This window comes from Micromonospora sp. NPDC049171, assembly GCF_040648275.1.
GTDB lineage: Bacteria > Actinomycetota > Actinomycetes > Mycobacteriales > Micromonosporaceae > Micromonospora.
Genome location: NZ_JBEZDJ010000021.1, coordinates 89,256 through 108,897, shown reverse-complemented (window position 1 = coordinate 108,897; position 19,642 = coordinate 89,256). Strand labels below are relative to the sequence as shown.

General features: G+C 72.5%; 15 protein-coding genes. 10 read left to right on the top strand and 5 right to left on the bottom strand.

Translation table 11 applies throughout. The features are described from left to right. Window positions 1-37: 37 nt before the first annotated feature. From AB0B14_RS25140 to wrbA, 4 genes are all read left to right on the top strand, one after another. The gene (locus tag AB0B14_RS25140; RefSeq protein ID WP_357074476.1) at window positions 38-430 is read left to right on the top strand and encodes a hypothetical protein; all 393 of its coding nucleotides are present in this window, start codon (window positions 38-40) and stop codon (window positions 428-430) included. Window positions 431-494: 64 nt separating this feature from the next. Next, window positions 495-1,253: a HipA family kinase gene (locus tag AB0B14_RS25135; protein WP_357074479.1), complete on the top strand. Its 759-nt coding sequence runs from the start codon at window positions 495-497 to the stop codon at window positions 1,251-1,253. Then, window positions 1,250-1,618: a DUF3037 domain-containing protein gene (locus AB0B14_RS25130; RefSeq protein WP_357074482.1), complete on the top strand. Its 369-nt coding sequence runs from the start codon at window positions 1,250-1,252 to the stop codon at window positions 1,616-1,618. The genes AB0B14_RS25135 and AB0B14_RS25130 overlap by 4 nt, the downstream gene beginning before the upstream one ends. 298 nt (window positions 1,619-1,916) lie before the next feature. After that, window positions 1,917-2,534 (top strand): NAD(P)H:quinone oxidoreductase, encoded by a 618-nt coding sequence (gene wrbA / locus AB0B14_RS25125; RefSeq protein ID WP_357074485.1) that lies wholly within the window; start codon window positions 1,917-1,919, stop codon window positions 2,532-2,534. 253 nt (window positions 2,535-2,787) lie between these two features. Here the strand turns inward: wrbA and AB0B14_RS25120 are convergent, their stop codons facing one another. Further along, the gene (locus AB0B14_RS25120; protein WP_357524522.1) at window positions 2,788-4,710 is read right to left on the bottom strand and encodes an anthranilate synthase family protein; all 1,923 of its coding nucleotides are present in this window, start codon (window positions 4,708-4,710) and stop codon (window positions 2,788-2,790) included. A 207-nt stretch (window positions 4,711-4,917) separates the two neighbouring features. Here AB0B14_RS25120 and AB0B14_RS25115 point away from each other — a divergent pair, with 207 nt between their 5' ends. From AB0B14_RS25115 to AB0B14_RS25105, 3 genes are all read left to right on the top strand, one after another. Beyond that, on the top strand, window positions 4,918-6,330 hold the full coding sequence (locus AB0B14_RS25115) for an FGGY family carbohydrate kinase (protein ID WP_357074491.1): 1,413 nt from the start codon (window positions 4,918-4,920) through the stop codon (window positions 6,328-6,330). Between the two features lie 215 nt (window positions 6,331-6,545). Then, on the top strand, window positions 6,546-8,966 hold the full coding sequence (locus AB0B14_RS25110) for a nitrate- and nitrite sensing domain-containing protein (protein WP_357524520.1): 2,421 nt from the start codon (window positions 6,546-6,548) through the stop codon (window positions 8,964-8,966). 5 nt (window positions 8,967-8,971) lie between these two features. After that, window positions 8,972-9,385 carry a roadblock/LC7 domain-containing protein gene (locus AB0B14_RS25105; RefSeq protein ID WP_355008432.1) on the top strand — a complete coding sequence of 138 codons (414 nt, stop codon included), beginning with the start codon at window positions 8,972-8,974 and terminating at the stop codon, window positions 9,383-9,385. Window positions 9,386-9,468: 83 nt separating this feature from the next. Here AB0B14_RS25105 and AB0B14_RS25100 read toward each other — a convergent pair whose 3' ends face one another. Next, window positions 9,469-10,812, bottom strand: coding sequence for a GH1 family beta-glucosidase (locus tag AB0B14_RS25100; protein WP_357074496.1), 1,344 nt, complete (start codon window positions 10,810-10,812; stop codon window positions 9,469-9,471). Window positions 10,813-11,652: 840 nt separating this feature from the next. Here AB0B14_RS25100 and AB0B14_RS25095 point away from each other — a divergent pair. Continuing rightward, window positions 11,653-14,559, top strand: a complete 2,907-nt coding sequence (locus AB0B14_RS25095; RefSeq protein ID WP_357524518.1) for a glycoside hydrolase family 48 protein — start codon at window positions 11,653-11,655, stop codon at window positions 14,557-14,559. A gap of 292 nt (window positions 14,560-14,851) precedes the next feature. Here the strand turns inward: AB0B14_RS25095 and AB0B14_RS25090 are convergent, their stop codons facing one another. Further along, window positions 14,852-15,544, bottom strand: a complete 693-nt coding sequence (locus AB0B14_RS25090; protein ID WP_357524581.1) for a DUF3159 domain-containing protein — start codon at window positions 15,542-15,544, stop codon at window positions 14,852-14,854. A 140-nt stretch (window positions 15,545-15,684) separates the two neighbouring features. Here AB0B14_RS25090 and AB0B14_RS25085 point away from each other — a divergent pair, with 140 nt between their 5' ends. Both AB0B14_RS25085 and AB0B14_RS25080 read left to right on the top strand, forming a co-directional pair. Continuing rightward, window positions 15,685-16,572, top strand: a complete 888-nt coding sequence (locus AB0B14_RS25085; protein ID WP_357524579.1) for a phosphatase PAP2 family protein — start codon at window positions 15,685-15,687, stop codon at window positions 16,570-16,572. An 8-nt stretch (window positions 16,573-16,580) separates the two neighbouring features. Further along, window positions 16,581-17,249: a maleylpyruvate isomerase N-terminal domain-containing protein gene (locus AB0B14_RS25080; RefSeq protein ID WP_357524516.1), complete on the top strand. Its 669-nt coding sequence runs from the start codon at window positions 16,581-16,583 to the stop codon at window positions 17,247-17,249. 163 nt (window positions 17,250-17,412) lie between these two features. On the opposite strand, the gene AB0B14_RS25075 is transcribed toward AB0B14_RS25080, so the two are convergent. Both AB0B14_RS25075 and AB0B14_RS25070 read right to left on the bottom strand, forming a co-directional pair. Then, entirely contained in the window at window positions 17,413-18,276 is an 864-nt protein-coding gene (locus AB0B14_RS25075; RefSeq protein ID WP_357524514.1) for a DUF1028 domain-containing protein, read from the bottom strand. Window positions 18,277-18,316: 40 nt separating this feature from the next. Next, window positions 18,317-19,531, bottom strand: a complete 1,215-nt coding sequence (locus tag AB0B14_RS25070) for a low temperature requirement protein A (RefSeq protein ID WP_357524512.1) — start codon at window positions 19,529-19,531, stop codon at window positions 18,317-18,319. Between the last annotated feature and the right edge of the window lie 111 nt (window positions 19,532-19,642).

Here is a 19,642-nt window from a genome sequence, read left to right as displayed (position 1 = left end):
CGCAAGTGCGCGCACCGCGCGTACGGAAGGGACTCTCATGACTGCCGCAAGCGAGCCGGTGCGGGGCGCCGGCGCACCAGCCGGATCCCGGAGCCATCGAGGGGACGTCCGCGCCAAGACGAGCGCCGCCGCCACCTTCGCCCTGGTGTTCGGAGTGGCCGGGTTCTTCAGCGTGTTGACGGCGATCCTCGCCTGGTTGGGGCTGGTGCTCGGCATCATCGGGATCATCCTCGGCATCGTCGGCCTCAAGATGGCACGCCGACCCGGGGTCACCGGGCGTGGCGTGTCGATCGGCGGCCTGGTGCTGAGCATCCTGGCCGTGCTGATCGGCCTCGGACTGGCCGCGGGCATCTCCACGTTCGTCAACAACGAGAACGCGGTGGACCGGCTCCAGACCCAGGTCGACAAACTGCGCGACAAGCTCGACTGACGCGGGCGGGGAGTCGGCGGCACACCTGCCGGCCCCGGCCCCGGACCCCAGTAGGGTGGGCGGCGTGCTCCGCCAGGTCACCGCGATCCGTTACGTCACCCCGCTGCGCGAGGGTGGGTCGCTGCCGGGCGTGGTGGAGGCCGACGACCTGGGCACGTACGTGGCGAAGTTCCGGGGCGCCGGCCAGGGACCCAAGGCGCTGATCGCCGAGGTGATCTGCGGCGAGTTGGCCCGCCGGTTGGAGCTGCGGGTGCCCCCGCTGGTCGTGCTCGACATCGACCCGGTCATCGGGCGGGCCGAGCCCGACCAGGAGGTGCAGGAGCTGCTGCGCAACAGCGGCGGTGCCAACCTGGGGATGGACTTCCTGCCCGGGGCGCTGGGGTTCGACCCGTTGGCGCACCCCGTCGACCCGGTGCTGGCGTCCCGGGTGCTGTGGTTCGACGCGTACGTGGAGAACGTCGACCGGAGTTGGCGCAACCCCAACCTGCTGGTCTGGCACCGGGAGTTGTGGCTGATCGACCACGGCGCGTCGCTGTACTTCCACCACAACTGGCCGCGCGCCGAGAGGGCCGTGCACCGCGCCTACCGAGCCGAGGACCACGTGCTGGCGCCGTTCGCCTCCCGGCTGGCCGACGCCGACGCCGAGCTGGCGCCCCGGGTCACCCCGGAGTTGCTCACCGAGGTGTTGGCCCTGGTGCCGGCGGAGTGGCTGACCGCCGCCGACTTCGAGACGGCCGACGCCGCCCGCGCCGCGTACCTGGAACACCTGTCCCGCCGGGTCGCCCGCACCGCCGACTGGCTGCCGCAGGGGAGCGCGGCATGAGGCAACCCTTCGAGTACGCGCTGATCCGGCTGGTGCCCCGCATCGAGCGCGGCGAACAGATCAACGTCGGGGTGTTGCTCTACTGCCAACAGCGTGACTTCCTGGCCGCGCGTACACATCTGGACGCCGACCGGGTCCGCGCCCTGGCGCCCGACGTCGATCTGCCGGCGGTGGCCGCGGTGCTCTCCTCCTGGGACCGGACCTGCTCCGGCGACGGGCCGGCGACCCGGATGCGGCTCGGTGAGCGGTTCCACTGGCTGGCCGCTCCGCGCAGCACGATGATCCAGACCGGTCCGGTGCACACCGGGCTCACCGCCGATCCGGCGGCCGAGCTGGACCGGTTGATGGCGGCACTGGTTCGCTGAGCGGAGCCGGCCGGCGGCGGTGCTCAGCCGGGCCGGTCCCCTGATCGCGCTACGCCAGCGCCGTTGGTGGCGGAGCGCGATCCCCCGTTCAGGTGCTCGGTGCGGGGCGGCGGCTGGTTACCACCGGCACCGGTGACATCAGGATCGCGGTCCGTACGCGTCGGGGGACCGAAACAGTCGGGAAGTTGCGGAAAACTTGAGCCGGACGGACCGAAACGGGCCCGTGCGCCCTGCCGTTAGAGGTCGCCCCCACCGGGTAGTCGCGGGAGCTGACCCGAGACGAGAAGGGGAACATCTGATGGCTGCCCAGACCAAGGTAGCGGTGATCTACTACAGCGCCACCAGCATCACGTACCAGATGGCGCAGGCCGTCTGCGAGGCTGCCGGAGATGCCGGCGCGGACGTGCGGCTGCGCAAGGTGCGCGAGCTGGCGCCGGACGAGGCGATCCGCTCCAACTCCGGCTGGCAGGCGCACCACCTGGAGACCCAGGACGTGCCCGAGGCGATGGTCGACGACCTGGCCTGGGCCGACGTGGTGATCATGGGTGCGCCGACCCGGTACGGCATGATCGCGGCCCAGCTGAAGCAGTTCATCGACACCACCGGCCCGCTCTGGGCGCAGGGCGCGCTGGCCAACAAGGTCTACGCCGCCTTCACCTCGACGGCGACCGCGCACGGCGGGCAGGAGACCACCCTGACCTCGCTGTTCAACGTCTTCTACCACTGGGGCGGGGTGGTGGTCGCTCCCGGTTACACCGACACCAGCCAGTTCATCGCCGGCAACCCGTACGGCGCCTCGCACACGAGCAACAACGGGGAGATCGCCCCGGACGCCGTGGCGCTCGGGGCCTGCGCGCTCACCGCACGACGCGCCGTGCTGCTGGGAGCCGCGCTGAAGGCGGGCATGGCCGGCTGACGGCGGAAGCGACCGGTGGCACGGGCGGGGGCTCTCGGCCCGTCCACGCCACCGGTCGCCATTCAGGCCTACCCAGCGGCGGGACGGCCAGGGTCTGTGTCAAAGCCCCTGGCCGGCCTGCGGCGGGCCCAGGCGGCGACCGGCCGCGTTGGAGATTCGTCCGGATACAACATCGGTATCCGGACGAATCTCCGCCTTGCCGGATCGCCGTCTGGACTCCGCCTCGGCTCGACCGAGGACTTTGACACAGACCCTATGCGCGCCCGCCCGTGGTGGACAGCTCGTCAGCGCGCGGTGCCGGCAGCAGGTCACCCAGCAACTCGGTGAGCACCGCGAGCCCGTCCGGGCTGAGCACCGACTCCGGGTGGAACTGCACCCCGGCGAAGCCCCGCCCGCGCAGGGCGTGCACGGCGCCGTCGCCCGGGTCCCGGGCCAGCTCCACCGGCCCGTACGCGGTGACCAGCCGGTCGGCCTCCGCACGGGCGGTGAAGGTGGAGTAGAAACCGACCCGGCGGGTCCGCCCGAACAGCGACACCTCCCGCTGCAACCCCTGGTAGGGCGCCTCCCGACGATGCAGCGCCAGCCCCAGCATCCCGGCCAGCACCTGATGGCCCAGGCAGACCGCGAGGGTGGGACGGCCGGTCGCCAGCAGCTCGGTCAGCAACCCCCGCAGCGCCGCCATCTTCGGCTCGGCCGGGCTGCCCGGGTCGCCCGGCCCAGGGCCGACCACCACCAGGTCGTACCCGTCGACGGGGCCGCTCGCGTGCCACGGCCGCAGGTTCACCGCGAGGCCCAGCGCGCCCAGTTGGTGGGCCAGCATCCCGGTGAAGGTGTCCTCGGCGTCCACGATCAACACGCGGCGGCCGACCAGACCGGGCAACCCGGGTGCGTCCGGTGCCCGCTGGTCCAGCCAGAACCGCGCCAGCGGCGCGTTGCGCGCGGCCAGCGCGTCGCGTACCTCCGGGTCGTCGGCCAGCCGCGCGACCGGGCCGCCGTCGCCGGCGGGCGCCGCCGGCCCGAGGCCCAGCGCGGCCAGCACACCGGCGGCCTTGGCGTGGGTCTCCGCCACCTCGCCGTCCGCCGTGGAGTGCCGGACCAGGGTGGCGCCCACCGGCACCCGCAGGTGGCCGGTGGGGGAGATCTCGGCGGTACGGATCAGGATCGGCGCGTCCAGCGTCTGCCGCCCGGCCTCGTCGTGGCCGAGCAGGGCGAGCACACCGGCGTAGTAGCTGCGGCCGCGGCCCTCGTGTCGGGCGATCACCCGGCAGGCGTTCTCCATCGGGCTGCCGGTCACGGTCGGGGCGAACATCGTCTCGCGCAGCACCTCCCGCACGTCGCGGGTGCCCCGCCCGGCGAGCAGGTACTCGGTGTGCGCCAGGTGCGACATCTCCTTCAGGTGCGGGCCGATCACCTGGCCGCCGTGCTCGGCGACGGTGGCCATCATCTTCAGTTCCTCGTCGAGCACCATGTACAACTCCTCGACCTCTTTCGGATCGGCGAGGAAGCGCAGCAGCGCCGCCCGGTCCGGGGTGTCACCGGAGCGTCGGAAGGTGCCGCTGATCGGGTTCATCATGACCAGCCCGTCGTCGACGCTCACGTGCCGCTCCGGGCTGGCACCGACGAGCGTCCGGGTGCCGGTGTGCACGACGAACGTCCAGTACGCGCCGCGCTCCGCGACCAGCAACCGGCGCAGCGCGGCCAGCGCGGCCACCAGCGGTCGGCCCTGCACGGTGGCGTGCAGGGTGCGGTGGATGACGAAGTTCGCGCCCGCACCGCGGCCGATCTCCTCGGCGAGCACCCGCCGCACGGTCTCGGCGTACTCCTCGTCGGTGACGTCGAAGGCGGCGTCGGTGGTGCGGACCGGCTCGTCGGGCAGCGCGGCGAGGGCGTCGGCCAGCGCGATCCGCCGATGCTCGCGGATCTGGAGGCACTCCAGCGGGGCACCGTCGTCGACGCAGGCGAAGCCGCGCTCGGTGATCTGGCGGTACGGCACCAGGGCCAACGTCCGCGCTCCCGGCATGCCCGGCGGCAGCGGGATGTCGGCGAGACGGTCGACGGTGCCGACGGTGCCGGTGAACAACTCCAGCTCGTCGGCGTCGTCGCGGCGCACCAGCGCGAAGGGGCCCGGGTCGGCGCCGCTGGTCACGGCGGCGATCAGGTCGGTCAGGTGGGTCATCAGAGTCTCCGTGGGGCCGGGCGCCGCCGTTCGGGGCGGCCATCCGGGCCGGGAGAACCGGCGGCCGCCTCGATGGCGGCCGCGTGGATGAAGCTACGCGCGGAAGGTGGCCGCCGGGTTGGCGGGCCACCAGCAGGTCAGATGCGCGAGCATGTGATCCACCCTACGCGCCCGACGCCCGGCTGACACCGGGTAACTTGACCGTCGATGAACATTCTCGCGCTCGATCTGGGCACCTCCTCGGTACGCGGGCTGGTGCTGGACGGCGACAGCCGTCCGCTGCCCGGCGCCCTGGCCCGGCGCAAGGTCGACCTCGCCATCGGCGACGACGGCACCGGCACGCTGTCCGGTCCCGGCTACCTCGCCTGCCTGATCGAGTGCCTCGACGAGCTGGCCGACGCGGGGCACCTGCACGACGTCGACCTGGTGGCGGTGTCCGCCCAGTGGCACTCGGTGCTCCCGCTCGACCGCGACGGCACCCCGATCGGCCCGGTGGTCACCTGGCTGGACACCCGGCCCGCGCCGGTCGGCGGTACGGCCGGACCGTCCGACCCGGACGGCTTCCACCAGCGCACCGGCTGTTGGTGGCACCGCTCGTACTGGTCGATGCGGTTGCCGTGGCTGCGCGAGCAGTCCGGCACGACGATCGCCCGGTTCGTCGGCCTGCCCGAGTACGTGCTGGGCGAGTTGCTCGGCGACGCGCCCATGTCGGTGTCCCAGGCCTCCGGGACCGGTCTGCTCGACCTGCGTACCCTGCGCTGGGACGAGGAGGCGTTGACGCTGGCCGGGGCGCGACCAGCCGACCTGCCGGCCCTCGGCGAGCTGGACTGGCACGGCCGGCTCCGGGCCGAGCTGGCCCACCGGTGGCCGCAGTTGGCGCAGGCGCGGTGGGCGCCGCCGGTGGGCGACGGTGGGGCCTCGAACGTCGGCTCGGGCTGCGTCGACCCGAGCCGGGCCGCGGTCACCGTGGGCACCTCGGCGGCCGTACGGCTGATGCAGCGGATCCCGGCCGGCGAACCGATGCCCCGGCTCCCCGAACGACTCTGGCGTTACCGGGTCGACCACGACCATGTGGTCACCGGCGCGGCGTACTCCAGTGGGGGCAACCTGTTCGCCTGGGCGAACCGGGAGCTGCGGTTGCCCCAGGGCGCCGAGCTGGACGCGGCACTGGCGCTGGTGCCGGCGGGTGGTGGCCGACCCACCGACCCCCGCTTCGGTGGCGACCGGCCGCCCGGCCTGGCGCCCGCCGGCAGCGGGCAGCTCCGCGGCCTCAGCTTCAGCACCACCTCGGTGGACATCCTGGCCGGGCTGATGCAGGGGCTCTGTGAGCTGGTCGCCGAGGATCTCGCGGTGCTGGAGTCCACAGTCGACAAACCGGTGGGTGTGGTGCTGGGCGGGGGTGCGGTGGCGGCCTCGGTGTGGTGGCGGCAGGCGTTCGCGACCGCGCTGGCACCGCGACCGGTGTCGCACCAACGCAACCCGGAGATCGGTGCCACCGGCGCGGCACTCGTGGCGTTGGGTCGGTTCGGTGACGCGATCGAGCTCGCCGACATCGGCCGGACGGACGAGCTGGTCTTACCGACCACGGCAGGAGGTTCGCACCCGCAGTATCCTTCCTGAACCTCGCGTCGCCCGGGCCGTTGACACTGGTCGCGAGCCTGGTTGGATGGACCGCGCTCCCCGGACCGCGGTGGACGCGGTAGGACCGAGGAGGCAGGGTGGCGGCAGGTCCCGACCCGGCGAACGGCGCGGTGTCGAGCCATCGCCGGCGTCGCTTCGACGTCCGAGTTGTCCCGCATCGACGCCGGTCACCGTTCCGGCTGCGGGACTGGCGGATGAGCACGAAGCTCGCGACGGTGCTGATCGTGCCGTCGCTGGCGTTCCTGGTGCTCGCCGGTGTGCAGACCAGCGCGTTGGTCGGGCGGACGACGGCGTTGAACGACTTCTCCCGCCAGGTCGGCATCGGCCGGCAGATCACCGCCGTGGTGCACCAGCTTCAGCAGGAGCGCGACCGCTCGGCGGGGGAGCTGGGTGAGCTGCGCCGGGGCGGCGACCGGGAAACCGCGGTGAACAACCTGCGGCCGTTGCAGGCGGCGGCCGACCGGGCCATCGACAACCTGCGGCGGGCCGCCGCGCCCCTCGCGGACGCCGACGCGTCCTGGCGGGTCGCCTACTCCGAGGCGTTGGAGGCGTACGACCAGGTCGACGACATCCGGCCGGCGATCCCGCCCGCGGTGCTCAGCAGCGACACGATCCTGAGCAACTACTTCCGGGCGATCGGCGCGATGCTCGACCTGCTCGCCGAGCCGACCCCCGGCCAGGGCCAGCCCGAGCTGAACGACGCGGTCCTGCGCTACGTGCAGCTCGCCCGGGTCAAGGAGCTCTCCTCCCAGGTCCGGGCCCGGCTCTACGCCGCCGGCCGCACCGGTGGGTACGGCACCGAGGACCGGGTGCTCCTCGCGGACCTGCGCGCCCAACAGCTCACCGCGCTCAGCGCGTTCCGGGTGGCCGCGACCAACGACCAGATCCGCCGCTACGACGAGACCACGGTGACCCCGGGGTTCCTGGTCGCCACGCAGCTGGAGGAACGCAGTCTGCCAGCCGGCGACGCGGCGCCCGAGGTGCTGCCGTCGGAGCAGTGGTGGTCGGCCAGCCAGCAGCGCCAGGACCTGCTGCGCCAGCTTGAGGCGGGGGTGCTGGACGACGCCGTGCGGCAGGCCGACGACGCCAGTAACGGTCAGCTCCGGACCACCCTGCTGGTCGTCGGTGGAGTCGTCGCGGTCCTGCTGGCAGCCCTGCTGATCTCGCTGCTCGTCGGGCGGTCGGTGGCGCGTTCGATGCGGTTGCTGCGCAGTCAGGCGCTGCGGATCGCGCAGGTCGAGCTGCCGGACGCCCTGGGCCGCCTGAAGACCGTCGGCGGGGGGGTGCCCACCATCGAGGTCGCGCCGGCGGTGGTCCGCTCGCTCGACGAGATCGGTGAGCTGGCCGAGGCGTTCGTGGCGGTGCACCGCAGCGCGGTCACCGTCGCCGTCGAGCAGGCGCTCATGCGCCGCAACGTCAACGCGATGTTCGTCAACCTGGCCCGCCGCAGCCAGGTGCTCGTGGAGCGCCAACTGGAGCTGCTGGACGACCTGGAGCGTGAGGAGGGCGACCCGGACCAGTTGGAGAACCTGTTCAAGCTCGATCACCTGGCCGCCCGGATGCGCCGTAACGACGAGAGTCTGCTGGTGCTCGCCGGCACCGATTCCACCCGGCGGTGGAACCGGCCGGTCGGCCTCGGTGCGATGCTGCTGGCCGCCGCCGCGGAGATCGAGCAGTACCAGCGGGTCCGCATCGAGTCGGTGGCCGACGTGTACGTGGTCGGGCACGCCGTCGGCGAGCTGGTGCACCTGGCGGCCGAGCTGCTGGAGAACGCGACGGCCTTCTCCCGCCCGGACACCCCCGTGGTGGTGACCGCCCGGGTCGAGGCCACGACCGCGCTGATCGAGATAGTCGACCGCGGTCTGGGCATGAGCCCGACCGCGCTGGCCGAGGCGAACGCGGTGCTCTCCAGCCCTCCGGCCGCGGATGTCGCGGCGGTGGAGCGGATGGGCCTGTTCGTGGTCAGCCACCTGGCCGCCCGGCTGGGCGTGACCGTGCGCCTCGACGGTGGTCAGGACGGTCTGGTCGCCCGGCTGGTGCTGCCCGCGGGGCTGCTGGCTCCGGCGGGCGCGGTGGAGTTGGATCCACCCGCGTCGGCCCGGATGCTGGCGGCGAACGCCGCTCGGGGCGGGGCCGCGCAGCCCGCGGGTGCCTGGGAGACCGGTGCCCCGGCGGCGGGCTTCGACACCAGGGACCTGCCGGTGGCCGGTCGTCCGCCGGGGGTCGCCGTGCCGCGTCAGGCCCGTCCGGTGCCGGTGCGCGCGGAGGATGTGCTGGCCCCGGCCGCCACCTCCGGCGACGGTGGGGGCTGGTGGTCGCGGCAGGGTCCGTCCGCGCCGGCGGTGCCCACGGTGGCGGTGCCGCCGGCCGTCCCGGTGACCGGCGGCACGAACGAACGCGGGCTGCCGGTGCGGGTGCCGATGGCGCAGTTGAGCGCGGTCACCCGTACGGCACAACCCACCTCGGCGCCGAAACGCGTCGACCCGGACCCGGAAGCGGTCGGCGGCATGCTCTCTCGGCTCTACAGCGGGGTGCGGCGTGCCGAGGCCGAGGACACCACCGAGATACCCGTGCCACCGTCCGGGGGGTACGACGAAGGAGGACGACGACAGTGACGACGTTGAGCCAGGAGGCGCGTGACCTGAGCTGGCTGGTGAGCGCGTTCGCGGAGCGGGTGCCGGGCGTGGCGCACGCGGTGGTGGTCTCCTCGGACGGGCTGCTGGTGGCGATCTCCGATCACCTGCCCCGCGACAACGCGGACAAACTCGCGGCGGTCACCTCCGGCCTGATGAGCATCACGGCGGGCGCGGCCTCGATGTTCGACGGCGATATCGTCAAGCAGACGGTGGTCGAGATGGGTCGCGGCTACTTCCTGGTGATGCAGATCCGCGACGGTTCGATCCTGGCCACGCTGGCCGCCGGAGACGCCGACATCGGCGTGGTGGGATACGAGATGGCCCGGCTGGCCAAGCAGGCGGGGGAGATGCTCACTCCGGCGCTGCGAGCGGAGTTGCAGCAGGCCCTGCCCCGCTGACCGGCCCCGGCCGAGACCCGGACGGTCACCGGCTCACCCGAGCCGAGCCGTCCGGGCCCGGCAATCCCCGGGTGGCGGCCCGCTCAGAAGCCGCCGTCGGTGATGACGGAGCGGTACCAGGTGGCGCTGCTCTTGAGCACCCGCCGCTGGGTGGGGTAGTCCACGTAGACGAGGCCCCAGCGCTGGTCGTAACCCGCGTCCCACTCGAAGTTGTCCAGCAGCGACCAGACGTGGAAGCTCTCCAGCGGCACCCCGTCGGCGATGGCCCGGTGCACGGCGGTGAGGTGGTCGCGCAGGAAGTTGATCCGACCGGTGTCGTGGACGGTGTCGTCCGGGGCCAGCGTGTCCGCCGTGGGCAGGCCGTTCTCGGTGATGGTCAGGGGGATCGGGCCGTAGTCGCGGGTGACCCGGGTCAGCAGGTCGTACATCCCCTCGGGGTAGATCTGCTGCCACTCGGCCTCGGTGGTCGCCCAGCGTCGCACGGTGCCGCCGTCGGCGGTGACGTAGATGGGTGTGTAGTACTGAACGGCCAACAGGTCGATCGGCGCCGAGATGGTCGCCAGGTCGCCGTCGCGGATGCCCTGGACCATCCGGCTCTGCGGGCCCAGGTCGGCCAGCAGGTCCTCCGGGTAGTCGCCCCGGAGCAGGGAGTCGAGGTAGAGGCGGTTCTCGTAGCCGTCGTAGAGGCGGGCGGCAGCGGCGGCCTGCGGGGAGTCGTCGGCGGGGTAGCAGGGGTGCAGGTTGAGCGCGGGGCCGATCCGGCTGCCGCTGCCGGTGGCCCGCAGCGCGCCGACGGCGAGCCCGTGCGCGAGTTGCAGGTGGTGGGCGACCAGGTAGGCGGCGTCCGGATCCTGCCGGCCGGGGGCGTGGTGGCCGGTGAGGTAGCCGTTCTGCACCACGGTCTTGGGTTCGTTGATGGTGAGCCACGCCGGCACCCGGTCACCGAGGGCGCGGAAGACCACGTCGGCGTAGTCGGCGAAGCGGTGGGCGGTGTCGCGCGACTCCCAGCCGCCGGAGTCCTGTAGGGCCTGGGGGAGGTCCCAGTGGAACAGGGTGGCCATCGGGGTGATCCCACGGTCGTGCAGGCCGTCGATGAGTCGGCGGTAGAAGTCGAGCCCGCGCTGGTTGGGGGCACCGGTGCCGTCGGGCTGGATGCGGGGCCAGGAGATGGAGAAGCGGTAGCTGCGCAATCCGAGGTCGCGCATGAGGTCGAGGTCCTCGGTGTAGCGGTGGTAGTGGTCGGCGGCCACGTCGCCGGTGTCGCCGTTGCGGGTGCTGCCCGGGACACGGCTGAAGGTGTCCCAGACGGACTCACCACGCCCGTCCTCCTTGGCGGCGCCCTCGATCTGGTACGCCGAGGTGGCCGCGCCCCAGCCGAAGTTGGCGGGGAAGCGCAGCGGGCCGGCGGGCCCGGTAGGTATCGACATGGATTCTCCTCGTGGATACGGGGCCACCGCCGGGGATTCGGGAGCGCTCCCAGGATAGGCCAGGGGCGGCCAACCCGGGTCAGCTGGCCGTCATGGCGGCCGGCGATGGCGGGTCGAGGCGGTTGGGGGCCCCAGACAGCGAACAAGGCCGCCGGGCGGCGCGGCGCGCCTGTCCCGTCGGCCTCTTTTCCCATCGTGTACGGGGGTTTAGTGTGGGGACGGGGGAGGGCAACCCCCGTCCCCACCGTAACTGCACACACACGGGCGGAATTTGGGTCCTGCCGTGCGTGTCGCGCGGGAGCCGGGCCACGCGAGTGGCTCTGGTTCCACCTCCCTCCGTAAGGCGGGATGATGGCTGACGACGGCGTCCGGGCTGGCCCGTCGTCGGCCCTCGGGATGGTTCGCCGGGCTCGTCAGGACGACCCCAGCGATCTTCTTTTTGGAACCTTGTCGATGGAAGCGCTCCCATCGACCGATGTTGCGACTGTAACGCCCGTCACCGCTTTGTGAAAGACCCAAAACGAGATCGAAACAACGGGCTGAACGAGCGACGTCTGCGCTTGTTGTGGGAGCGCTTCCATGGCACACTGTCGATTCAACGCGACAGGAGCCACATCGCGTCAGCGCGGGTTCACCGAGGGCAGCCGGCAGCACGTTTCCGGTCACGGTCACCCCATCGCGGCCGGCGGGACCCCTCCCGTGCGGCCGCACCGCCCTACCCCGGCCGGGCCCGGGGGAGACCACCTTCCCGGCGCCTCGACATCCCCGCGGACCACCACCATCGCGGGCAGGCGCCTCGCCGGGGACCGTCCCGGCCTGGTCCGAGGAGACACCGCGCACATGAGACAACTGGCACGACGCCGTCGAGTGGCGATCTTCGCCGCCGCCGCGCTCGCCGCGGGCGGGGTGACCCTGCCCGCCGGCGCCGCACAGGCCGCGCCCGCCTGCGACGTGGTCTACGCGACCAACGACTGGAACAACGGCTTCACCGCCAACGTGACGATCAAGAACCTGGGCGATCCGATCAGCAACTGGACGCTCAAGTGGACCTTCCCGAACAGCGGCCAGCGGGTCGTCCAGGGCTGGTCGGCCAGATACAGCCAGACCGGCAGCGACGTCACCGTGACCAACGAGTCGTACAACGGCAACCTCGCCGCCGGGGCCTCCACCACGATCGGCTTCAACGGCGCCCACTCGGGCAGCAACCCGAAGCCCACCTCGTTCACCCTCAACGGCACCCCGTGCAACGGCACGCCGGCCAACCTGCCGCCGACGGTCTCCCTCGGCCTGCCGAGCGGGCCGTTCACCGCACCGGCCGACGTGCCGCTGACCGCCACGGCCAGCGACCCGGACGGGACGATCAGCAAGGTCGAGTTCTACCGCAACGGCCTGCTGATCAACACCGACACCTCGGCGCCGTACGCCTACACGCAGGAGGACCTGCCGGCCGGTAACTACACCGTGCAGGCGAAGGCGTACGACAACGGCAACGGCATCGGGGTCGACGAGAAGGCGTTCACCGTCGGCGTCCCCAGCGGCCCGACGCTTGTCGCCACCCCGTCCGCGGTGAGCGTCAGTGAAGGTGGCACCTCCACCTTCAACCTCAAGCTCAGCTCGGCGCCGACGGCCAACGTGCCGGTCACCCTCACCCCCAGCGGCGACGCCGACGTCACGGTCACGCCGACCACCGCCACGCTGACCCCGAACAACTGGAACACCGGGGTCACCGTCACGGTCGCCGCGGCGGAGGACGCCGACACCGTCGGCGGCGCCGCCACCATCACCGCCTCCGCCACCGGTCTCGCCTCGCTGGCGGTCTCCGCCACCGAGATCGACAACGACACCCCCGGCGGCGACAACACCTACATCGCGAAGTTCCTCGAGCAGTACGGCAAGATCAAGAACTCGGGCTACTTCAGCCCCGAGGGCGTGCCGTACCACTCGGTGGAGACGCTGATCGTCGAGGCGCCCGACCACGGTCACGAGACCACGTCTGAGGCGTTCAGCTTCTGGCTGTGGCTGGAGGCGAACTACGGGCGGGTCACCCAGAACTGGGCCCCGTTCAACAACGCCTGGACGGTGATGGAGAAGTACATCATCCCGACCCACGCCGACCAGCCCACCGCGGGGTCTGCTGGGACGCCGCAGTACGCGGCGGAGTACAACCTGCCCAGCCAGTACCCCTCGGCGCTGAACCCGAACGTCTCGGTCGGGCAGGACCCGCTCCGCTCGGAGCTGCAGTCCACCTACGGCACCGGCGACATCTACGGCATGCACTGGCTGATGGACGTCGACAACACCTACGGCTTCGGCCGCTGCGGCGACGGCACCACCAAGCCGGCCTACATCAACACCTTCCAGCGGGGCACCCAGGAGTCGGTGTGGGAGACCATCCCGCAGCCCTCCTGCGACACCTTCAAGCACGGCGGTCAGTACGGCTACCTCGACCTGTTCGTCAAGGACACCGGCGCCCCCGCCAAGCAGTGGAAGTACACCAACGCCCCGGACGCCGACGCCCGCGCCGTGCAGGCCGCGTACTGGGCGCTGACCTGGGCCAAGGCCCAGAACAAGCAGGCCGACGTGGCGGCCACCATCGCGAAGGCCGCCAAGATGGGCGACTACCTGCGGTACGCGATGTTCGACAAGTACTTCAAGAAGATCGGCAACTGCGTCGGGGCCAGCACCTGCCCCGCCGGCAGCGGCAGGGACTCGGCGCACTACCTGCTCTCCTGGTACTACGCCTGGGGCGGTGCGTACGACGCCAGCCAGAACTGGTCCTGGCGGATCGGTTCCAGCCACAACCACTTCGGCTACCAGAACCCGTTCGCGGCCTGGGCGCTGACCAACACCCCGGAGCTCAAGCCGCAGTCGCCGACCGCGGTCGCGGACTGGACCAAGAGCTTCGAACGGCAGCTGGAGTTCTACACCTGGCTGCAGTCCGCCGAGGGCGGCATCGCCGGTGGTGCGACCAACAGCTGGGACGGCAGTTACGCCCAGCCGCCGGCCGGCACCAGCACCTTCTACGGCATGTTCTACGACGTCGACCCGGTCTACAACGACCCGCCGTCGAACCAGTGGTTCGGTATGCAGGCCTGGTCGATGCAGCGCATCGCCGAGCTGTACCTGCAGACCGGTAACGCGAAGGCCAAGGCGCTGCTGGACAAGTGGGTGCCGTGGGCGATCGCCAACACCACCCTCGGCACCAACTGGTCGATCCCGTCGGACATGGCGTGGAGCGGCCAGCCGACCACCTGGAACCCGAGCAACCCGCAGCCCAACACCGGCCTGCACGTCGAGGTCACGGTCAAGGGCCAGGATGTCGGCGTCACCGGCGCCTACGCCCGGACCCTGATCGCGTACGCGGCCAAGTCGGGCAACGTGGCGGCCAAGAACACGGCGAAGGGGCTGCTCGACGCGCTCTCCGCCGCGGCCGACGCCAAGGGTGTCTCCACCACCGAGAAGCGTGGCGACTACCGGCGCTTCGACGACACCTACAACGCGTCCACCGGTCAGGGCCTCTACGTCCCGCCGGGCTGGACCGGGAAGATGCCGAACGGCGACACCATCGCCGCCGGCAAGAGCTTCCTCGACATCCGGTCCTTCTACAAGAACGACCCGGACTGGCCCAAGGTGCAGGCGTACCTGGACGGTGGCCCGGAGCCGAGCTTCAACTACCACCGGTTCTGGGCACAGGCTGACATCGCCATGGCGTACGCCGACTTCGGCAGCCTGTTCCCGAACGGCTGACGACGACCCGGGGTGGGTGGCGTGCACCGCCCACCCCGGGATCCGGCCGGGGTCCGGGGAACGACGGACTCCGGCCGGCGGGACGGCCTGACACCCACGGTCAGGCCGGGGTGGGCCGGCCATCTGGCCGACGCAGCGGATCGGCTGGCCCACCCCACCGCCCGGACTGGAGCCAACCGCGAAAAAGCCCAGAAATTCGGGCCGTCACGGGATCACGCCGAGGTCCGCAACGGAGTAACGTACGACACCGGAGAGGCCGCTCCCCCCGTGGCGGCCTCTCCACTTTTTTGCCCTACGCCCACCCGGATCGGCCCCGGTTCGCCCCCGGCTCTCCGGTGACCGGATGACGCAGACCGGGGTGCCCGGCCGGCAACGACCGCCGCAGCACCACCCAACTCAACGCCAGCGCCGCGGCGACCAGCGGCCAGGTCAGCGCCACCCGGGCCACCACGAGTGCGAGCACCTGCCCACCGAGGTAGAGCGGCACGAACACCGCCAGCCGCACCAGGTAGGTCGCCGTCCACACCCAACTGGCCCGGCCGTAGGCGCGCAACAGCGCCCGGTCGCGCCGCCACCGGGTGCGCTGGCCCAGCACCCCGCCGACCAACACACCCAGCAGCGGCCACCGCACCACGATGCTGACCGCCCAGGCGAGTGCGCTGGCGGCGTTGGACAGCACCTGGATGAGGAAGAAGTCCTCGGCCCGGCCGGTGCGCACCGCGATCAACGCCGCGACGCACACGGCCAGCAGACCGATCAGCACCGAACGCGGCCGGTCGCCCCGACGCAGCCGTACGCCGGCCACCACCGCGCCCACGGCCAGCGCCGCGCCGATCCCACCCCACAGCGACTCGCCGCCCAGCAGCCAGCCCGCCGCGAACGCGAGCGGCGGCAGGGTGGCGTCGACGGCACCGCCCCGTCCGCCCAACAGGTCCGCCAGCGACTCGGCCCGCGCCCGCCCTCCCGGGCCCGGGTCGGCGCCCACCCGCTGGGTCGGATCGGGTGCGGCCTGGCCACTGTCGTGCTCGGGTGTTCCGCCCACCGCCGCCTCCTCGCCTCTGGCCCAACCTAACCGGCGGCGCGCGGCGGGCCACCGATCGACCGGCCGGCACCTGCCGCTACGGTGTGCGGATGCGCGCGACGGCACGGGGTTGGACCGCGGTCTGGTTGGTCGTTCTGGCCCTCGTCCAGGCGGCCGCGTTCCTCGCCGTGTGGCGGGTGGCCCTGCACAGCGAGATCGGCCAGTGGGTGGACACCGTCGCCCTCACCGGCAACCGGATCGGGCAGGACACCATCGAGGGCCCGGTCGACCGGATCCTCAACGCGATGTCGGTGGTGTCCCTGCTGGCCGCCACCGCGATGATCGGATTCATCGCGGTGATCCGGGGACGGATCGCCCTGGCGATCACCGCGACCCTCCTGATCGCCGGCGCGAACGTCTCGACCCAACTGTTGAAGTACGGGCTCAACCGCCCCGACTACGGCGTCGACCCGGAGCGCGTCGCGGTGGGCAACAGCCTGCCCAGCGGTCACACCACGGTGGCCGGTGCGGTGGCGGTCGCGCTGGTGCTGGTGTTGCCGGCCAAGGTGCGGGCGGCCGGTGCCTTCCTCGCCGCCGCCTATGCCGCCATCGCCGGAGTCGCCACCCTCTCCGCCGGCTGGCACCGGCCCAGCGACGCGATCGCCGCGTACCTGGTGGTGGGCGTCTGGGCGGCGGTCGCCGGGCTGGTCCTGCTGATCACCCAGCGGGAGCAGGCCGAGGTCGCACCCGGCGACGCGCACCGGACGGCCGCGCTGGTGCTCGGTGTGGGCGGGGTGCTCGCCCTGGTCGCCTGCGGCCTGGCCCTCGGCTGGCTTGTCGACCTGCGCGACATCGGCCCGGACGAGTTGGCCCGCCGGCCCCTGTTCGTCGCGTACGCGGGCAGCGCCGCCGGGATCGCCGGCACGATGGCGGTGGTGATGGCGTTGGTGCTCACCGTCGTGCACCGGCTGGTGCCCCGGGTCAAGGGCTGAGCCGGCCGATGGACCCGGTCCGCGCGGCGTTCTCCGCCGAGTGTGGGCAGCTCACCGTGATCCTGGCCGGGCTGGTCGACGCCGACCTCGACCGGCCCACCGACTGCCCGCCGTGGACCGTCCGGGAGTTGGTCGCGCACGTGCGCACCGGGGTCGGCCGACTCACCGACATGCTCGCCGCGCCGGCCCCGCCACGCGCCGAGGTCGACGCCGCCGGTTACTTCGGCCGGGCGAAGTTCACCCCGCCTGTCGACGCCGACCGGATCGCCGCGGGCCGGCGCGACGCGTCGCGGGTGGACCGGGCGGCGCTGGCGACCGAGTGGGACCGGGCCTGGCGGGCCACCGACGCCGCGGTGGCCGCCACACCGCCCGATCGCGTCGTACGGACCCGGCACGGCGACGCGATGAGCCTCACCGAGTTCCTGCGGACCCGGGTCGTCGAGGTGGGCGTGCACGGTCTGGACCTGGCCGCCGCCCTGGACCGGCGGCCCTGGCTCACCCCACCGGCGGCCGAGGTGATCGCCGACCTGCTCACCGGAGGTCGACCGACCCCGGCCGAGCTGCGCTGGGACCGACTCACCCTGATCCGCAAGACCACCGGCCGGGCGGCGCTGACCGCCCCGGAACGGGCCGCGATCGACGCCGCCGGCTTCCGCTGGCTCGCCTTCGGCCGCTGACCCCGCTCGCTGCCGCCTCCGGTCGCCGTTCGCGACGCTGACCCGCTCGCTGCCGCTTCCGGTCGCCGTTCGCGCGTCGCCGTCCCCCGGGCCGCTGCTGGTTGCCGCGCGCCGGCTTCGGGCGCTGCTTGTCGTTTCGCGCGTCGGCTTCGGTCGGTGCAGGTCAGCTCGCGGAGCGGGGTGCGGGGACGTGTGGGGCGACGCCGCGCAGGTGCGTCAGCACCACCGGGTCGATCCGCCCCGGCACCAGCCGCTCCTCCAGGTTCTCCAACCCGGCCCAGGAGATCAGCGCCGCCTCGGTGCCCCCGCCGGCCACCGGATGACCCAGCGCGACGAGCAACGCCGCCACCTCGTCGGCCACCGCGCCGCTCAGGTCGAGCAGGGTGGCCGGGTCGGGCCGGCCGAACAGCATGGTGTGCACGGCGAGCAGCCGGCCCAGCTCGACGACCGGGTCCGGGTGGTCGTCCACCCGAAGGTCGACAAGCACGTCGCTGGTGCCGCCGTACCCGCCGCCGCGCTCGACCACCAGCAGGCCGGCGCTCTGTCGGCCCCGCCGGTCGCCGCCGGCCCCGTCGCCGGCCCGCAACGCGGCGACCAACCGCTCGGCGAACGGCAGCGCCGACCCGGCCAGCCAGGCGTCGGCAAGCGCGTCGACGACCTCCGGGCCGGTGAGCACGTTGCCCTGCGCGGCCCAACCGTCGCCGGCGCGCCCGCCCGCCCACGGGTGGCAGGCCGGCCCGGTCCAGGTGGCACCCGAACCCTGGACACCCACCACGCCGAGCTGGCGGTGCTCCCGCTCGCGATCGGCGGCGATCAGCCCGGCCACCACGTCGGCCGGGGCCACGCCGGTGCGCAACAGGGTGAGGCCCTGCGGGCGGTAGGCGAGGTTGACGTGCGCCTGGGTGGCCAGTGCGCCGACCTCGGCGGCGGCGGCCGGCACCAACGCCCCGGCGGCGAGGAACTTGCTGGCGACGGCGACGCCGTGCCGGCGACCGTCGGCGGAGCGGGCGACGAGCGAGAAGGTCACGCGCCGAGACTAGCGCCTGACATCGTCGTACCGGGTCGGCTCAGAAGGGTGGCGCGGCGGACTCCGGCGGGGCACCGTGCGCCCGCCGGGCGTCGATGACCGCGACGGCGGCCAACACCACCACCCCGACGGCGGTCGCCACCACACCGGGCAGGTGCAGCAGCGGCACCGACGCCGCCACCAGCACCGTGAGAGCAACCCACCGGGACGGGGAGATCCGTCCGAACACCTCGTACTCCAGGCGGGCCCGCCCGGCCAGGAACAGGGCCGGGCCACCGAGCGTCATGGTCAGCCACGGCCCGGGGATCTGTTCCAGCGGATGCTGGATGATCAGCTCGTAGCCGATCGCGGTGGCGGCGAGACCGACCACCATCACCAGGTGGGTGTCGGCCGCCGACCGCCCGATGGTGGCGGGGTGCCGGGCCTTCACCACCGCCTCGCCCAGGATCCGCCCGGCCCGCTGCACGTAGATCCGCCACAACATGATCGAGGTGGCCAGCGCGAGCGCGAACGCCCACACGTGCCCCGACACGTACGGTCCCTCGCTGTACGCGAAACCCGCCACCAGGATCGTCTCGCCCAGCGCGACGAGGAAGAACTGCTGGTACCGCTCCGCCAGGTGCTCCCCGGCGATCTCCCACTTGGAGACCGTCGAGCGGCCCAGCCACGGCACCGGCCAGCCACAGCGGGCGGCCACGTACTCGAAGGCCAGCGCACCCGTCCAGAGCATGACCTGCATGTTGGTGCTCAGCAGCGCCCCGATGATCCAGAACACCCCGCTGACGGCGAACACCACCGCCATGCGGATCTTCAACCGGCGGTACGGGTGGGGTCCCAGCGCGATCGACAGGATCACCGGTCGGGTCAGCTGCGCGACCACGTACGCCACCGCGAACATCAGCCCGGTCTCGCTGAACGCCCGGGGGATCGCCACCCCGAGCAGCATGCTGCACACCAACGCGGTGAGCACCACGGTCTGCAACGGCACCCGGTACGGGTCGTAGCGGCTGGTCGTCCACGCGGTGCCCTGCCAGACCGACCAGAGTGCGAGCAGCAGCAACAGCGTCTTGCCGCTCCCGGTGATCGCCGCCGCGGTGTGCTCCCGAGCCGGCCCTTCGGTCAGGTCCTCGAACGCGCGCGCCGAGATCCGGGTGAGCGCGAAGACGAACACCAGATCGAAGAAGAGTTCGAGGAAGGTTGCCCGGCCCGGGTCGCGCTTGGCCGGCTCCAGGTGCCCTGGCGCCCTGAAAGCCATGGTCAGCGGCCTGCGCCGTCGGTCCGGTCCACGCCGAAGTCGTAGCATCCGCACCGGCACGGGCGGCCGGAAACCGGCGATTCTGCCCAACCCGGGGATCTTGCTCGGATG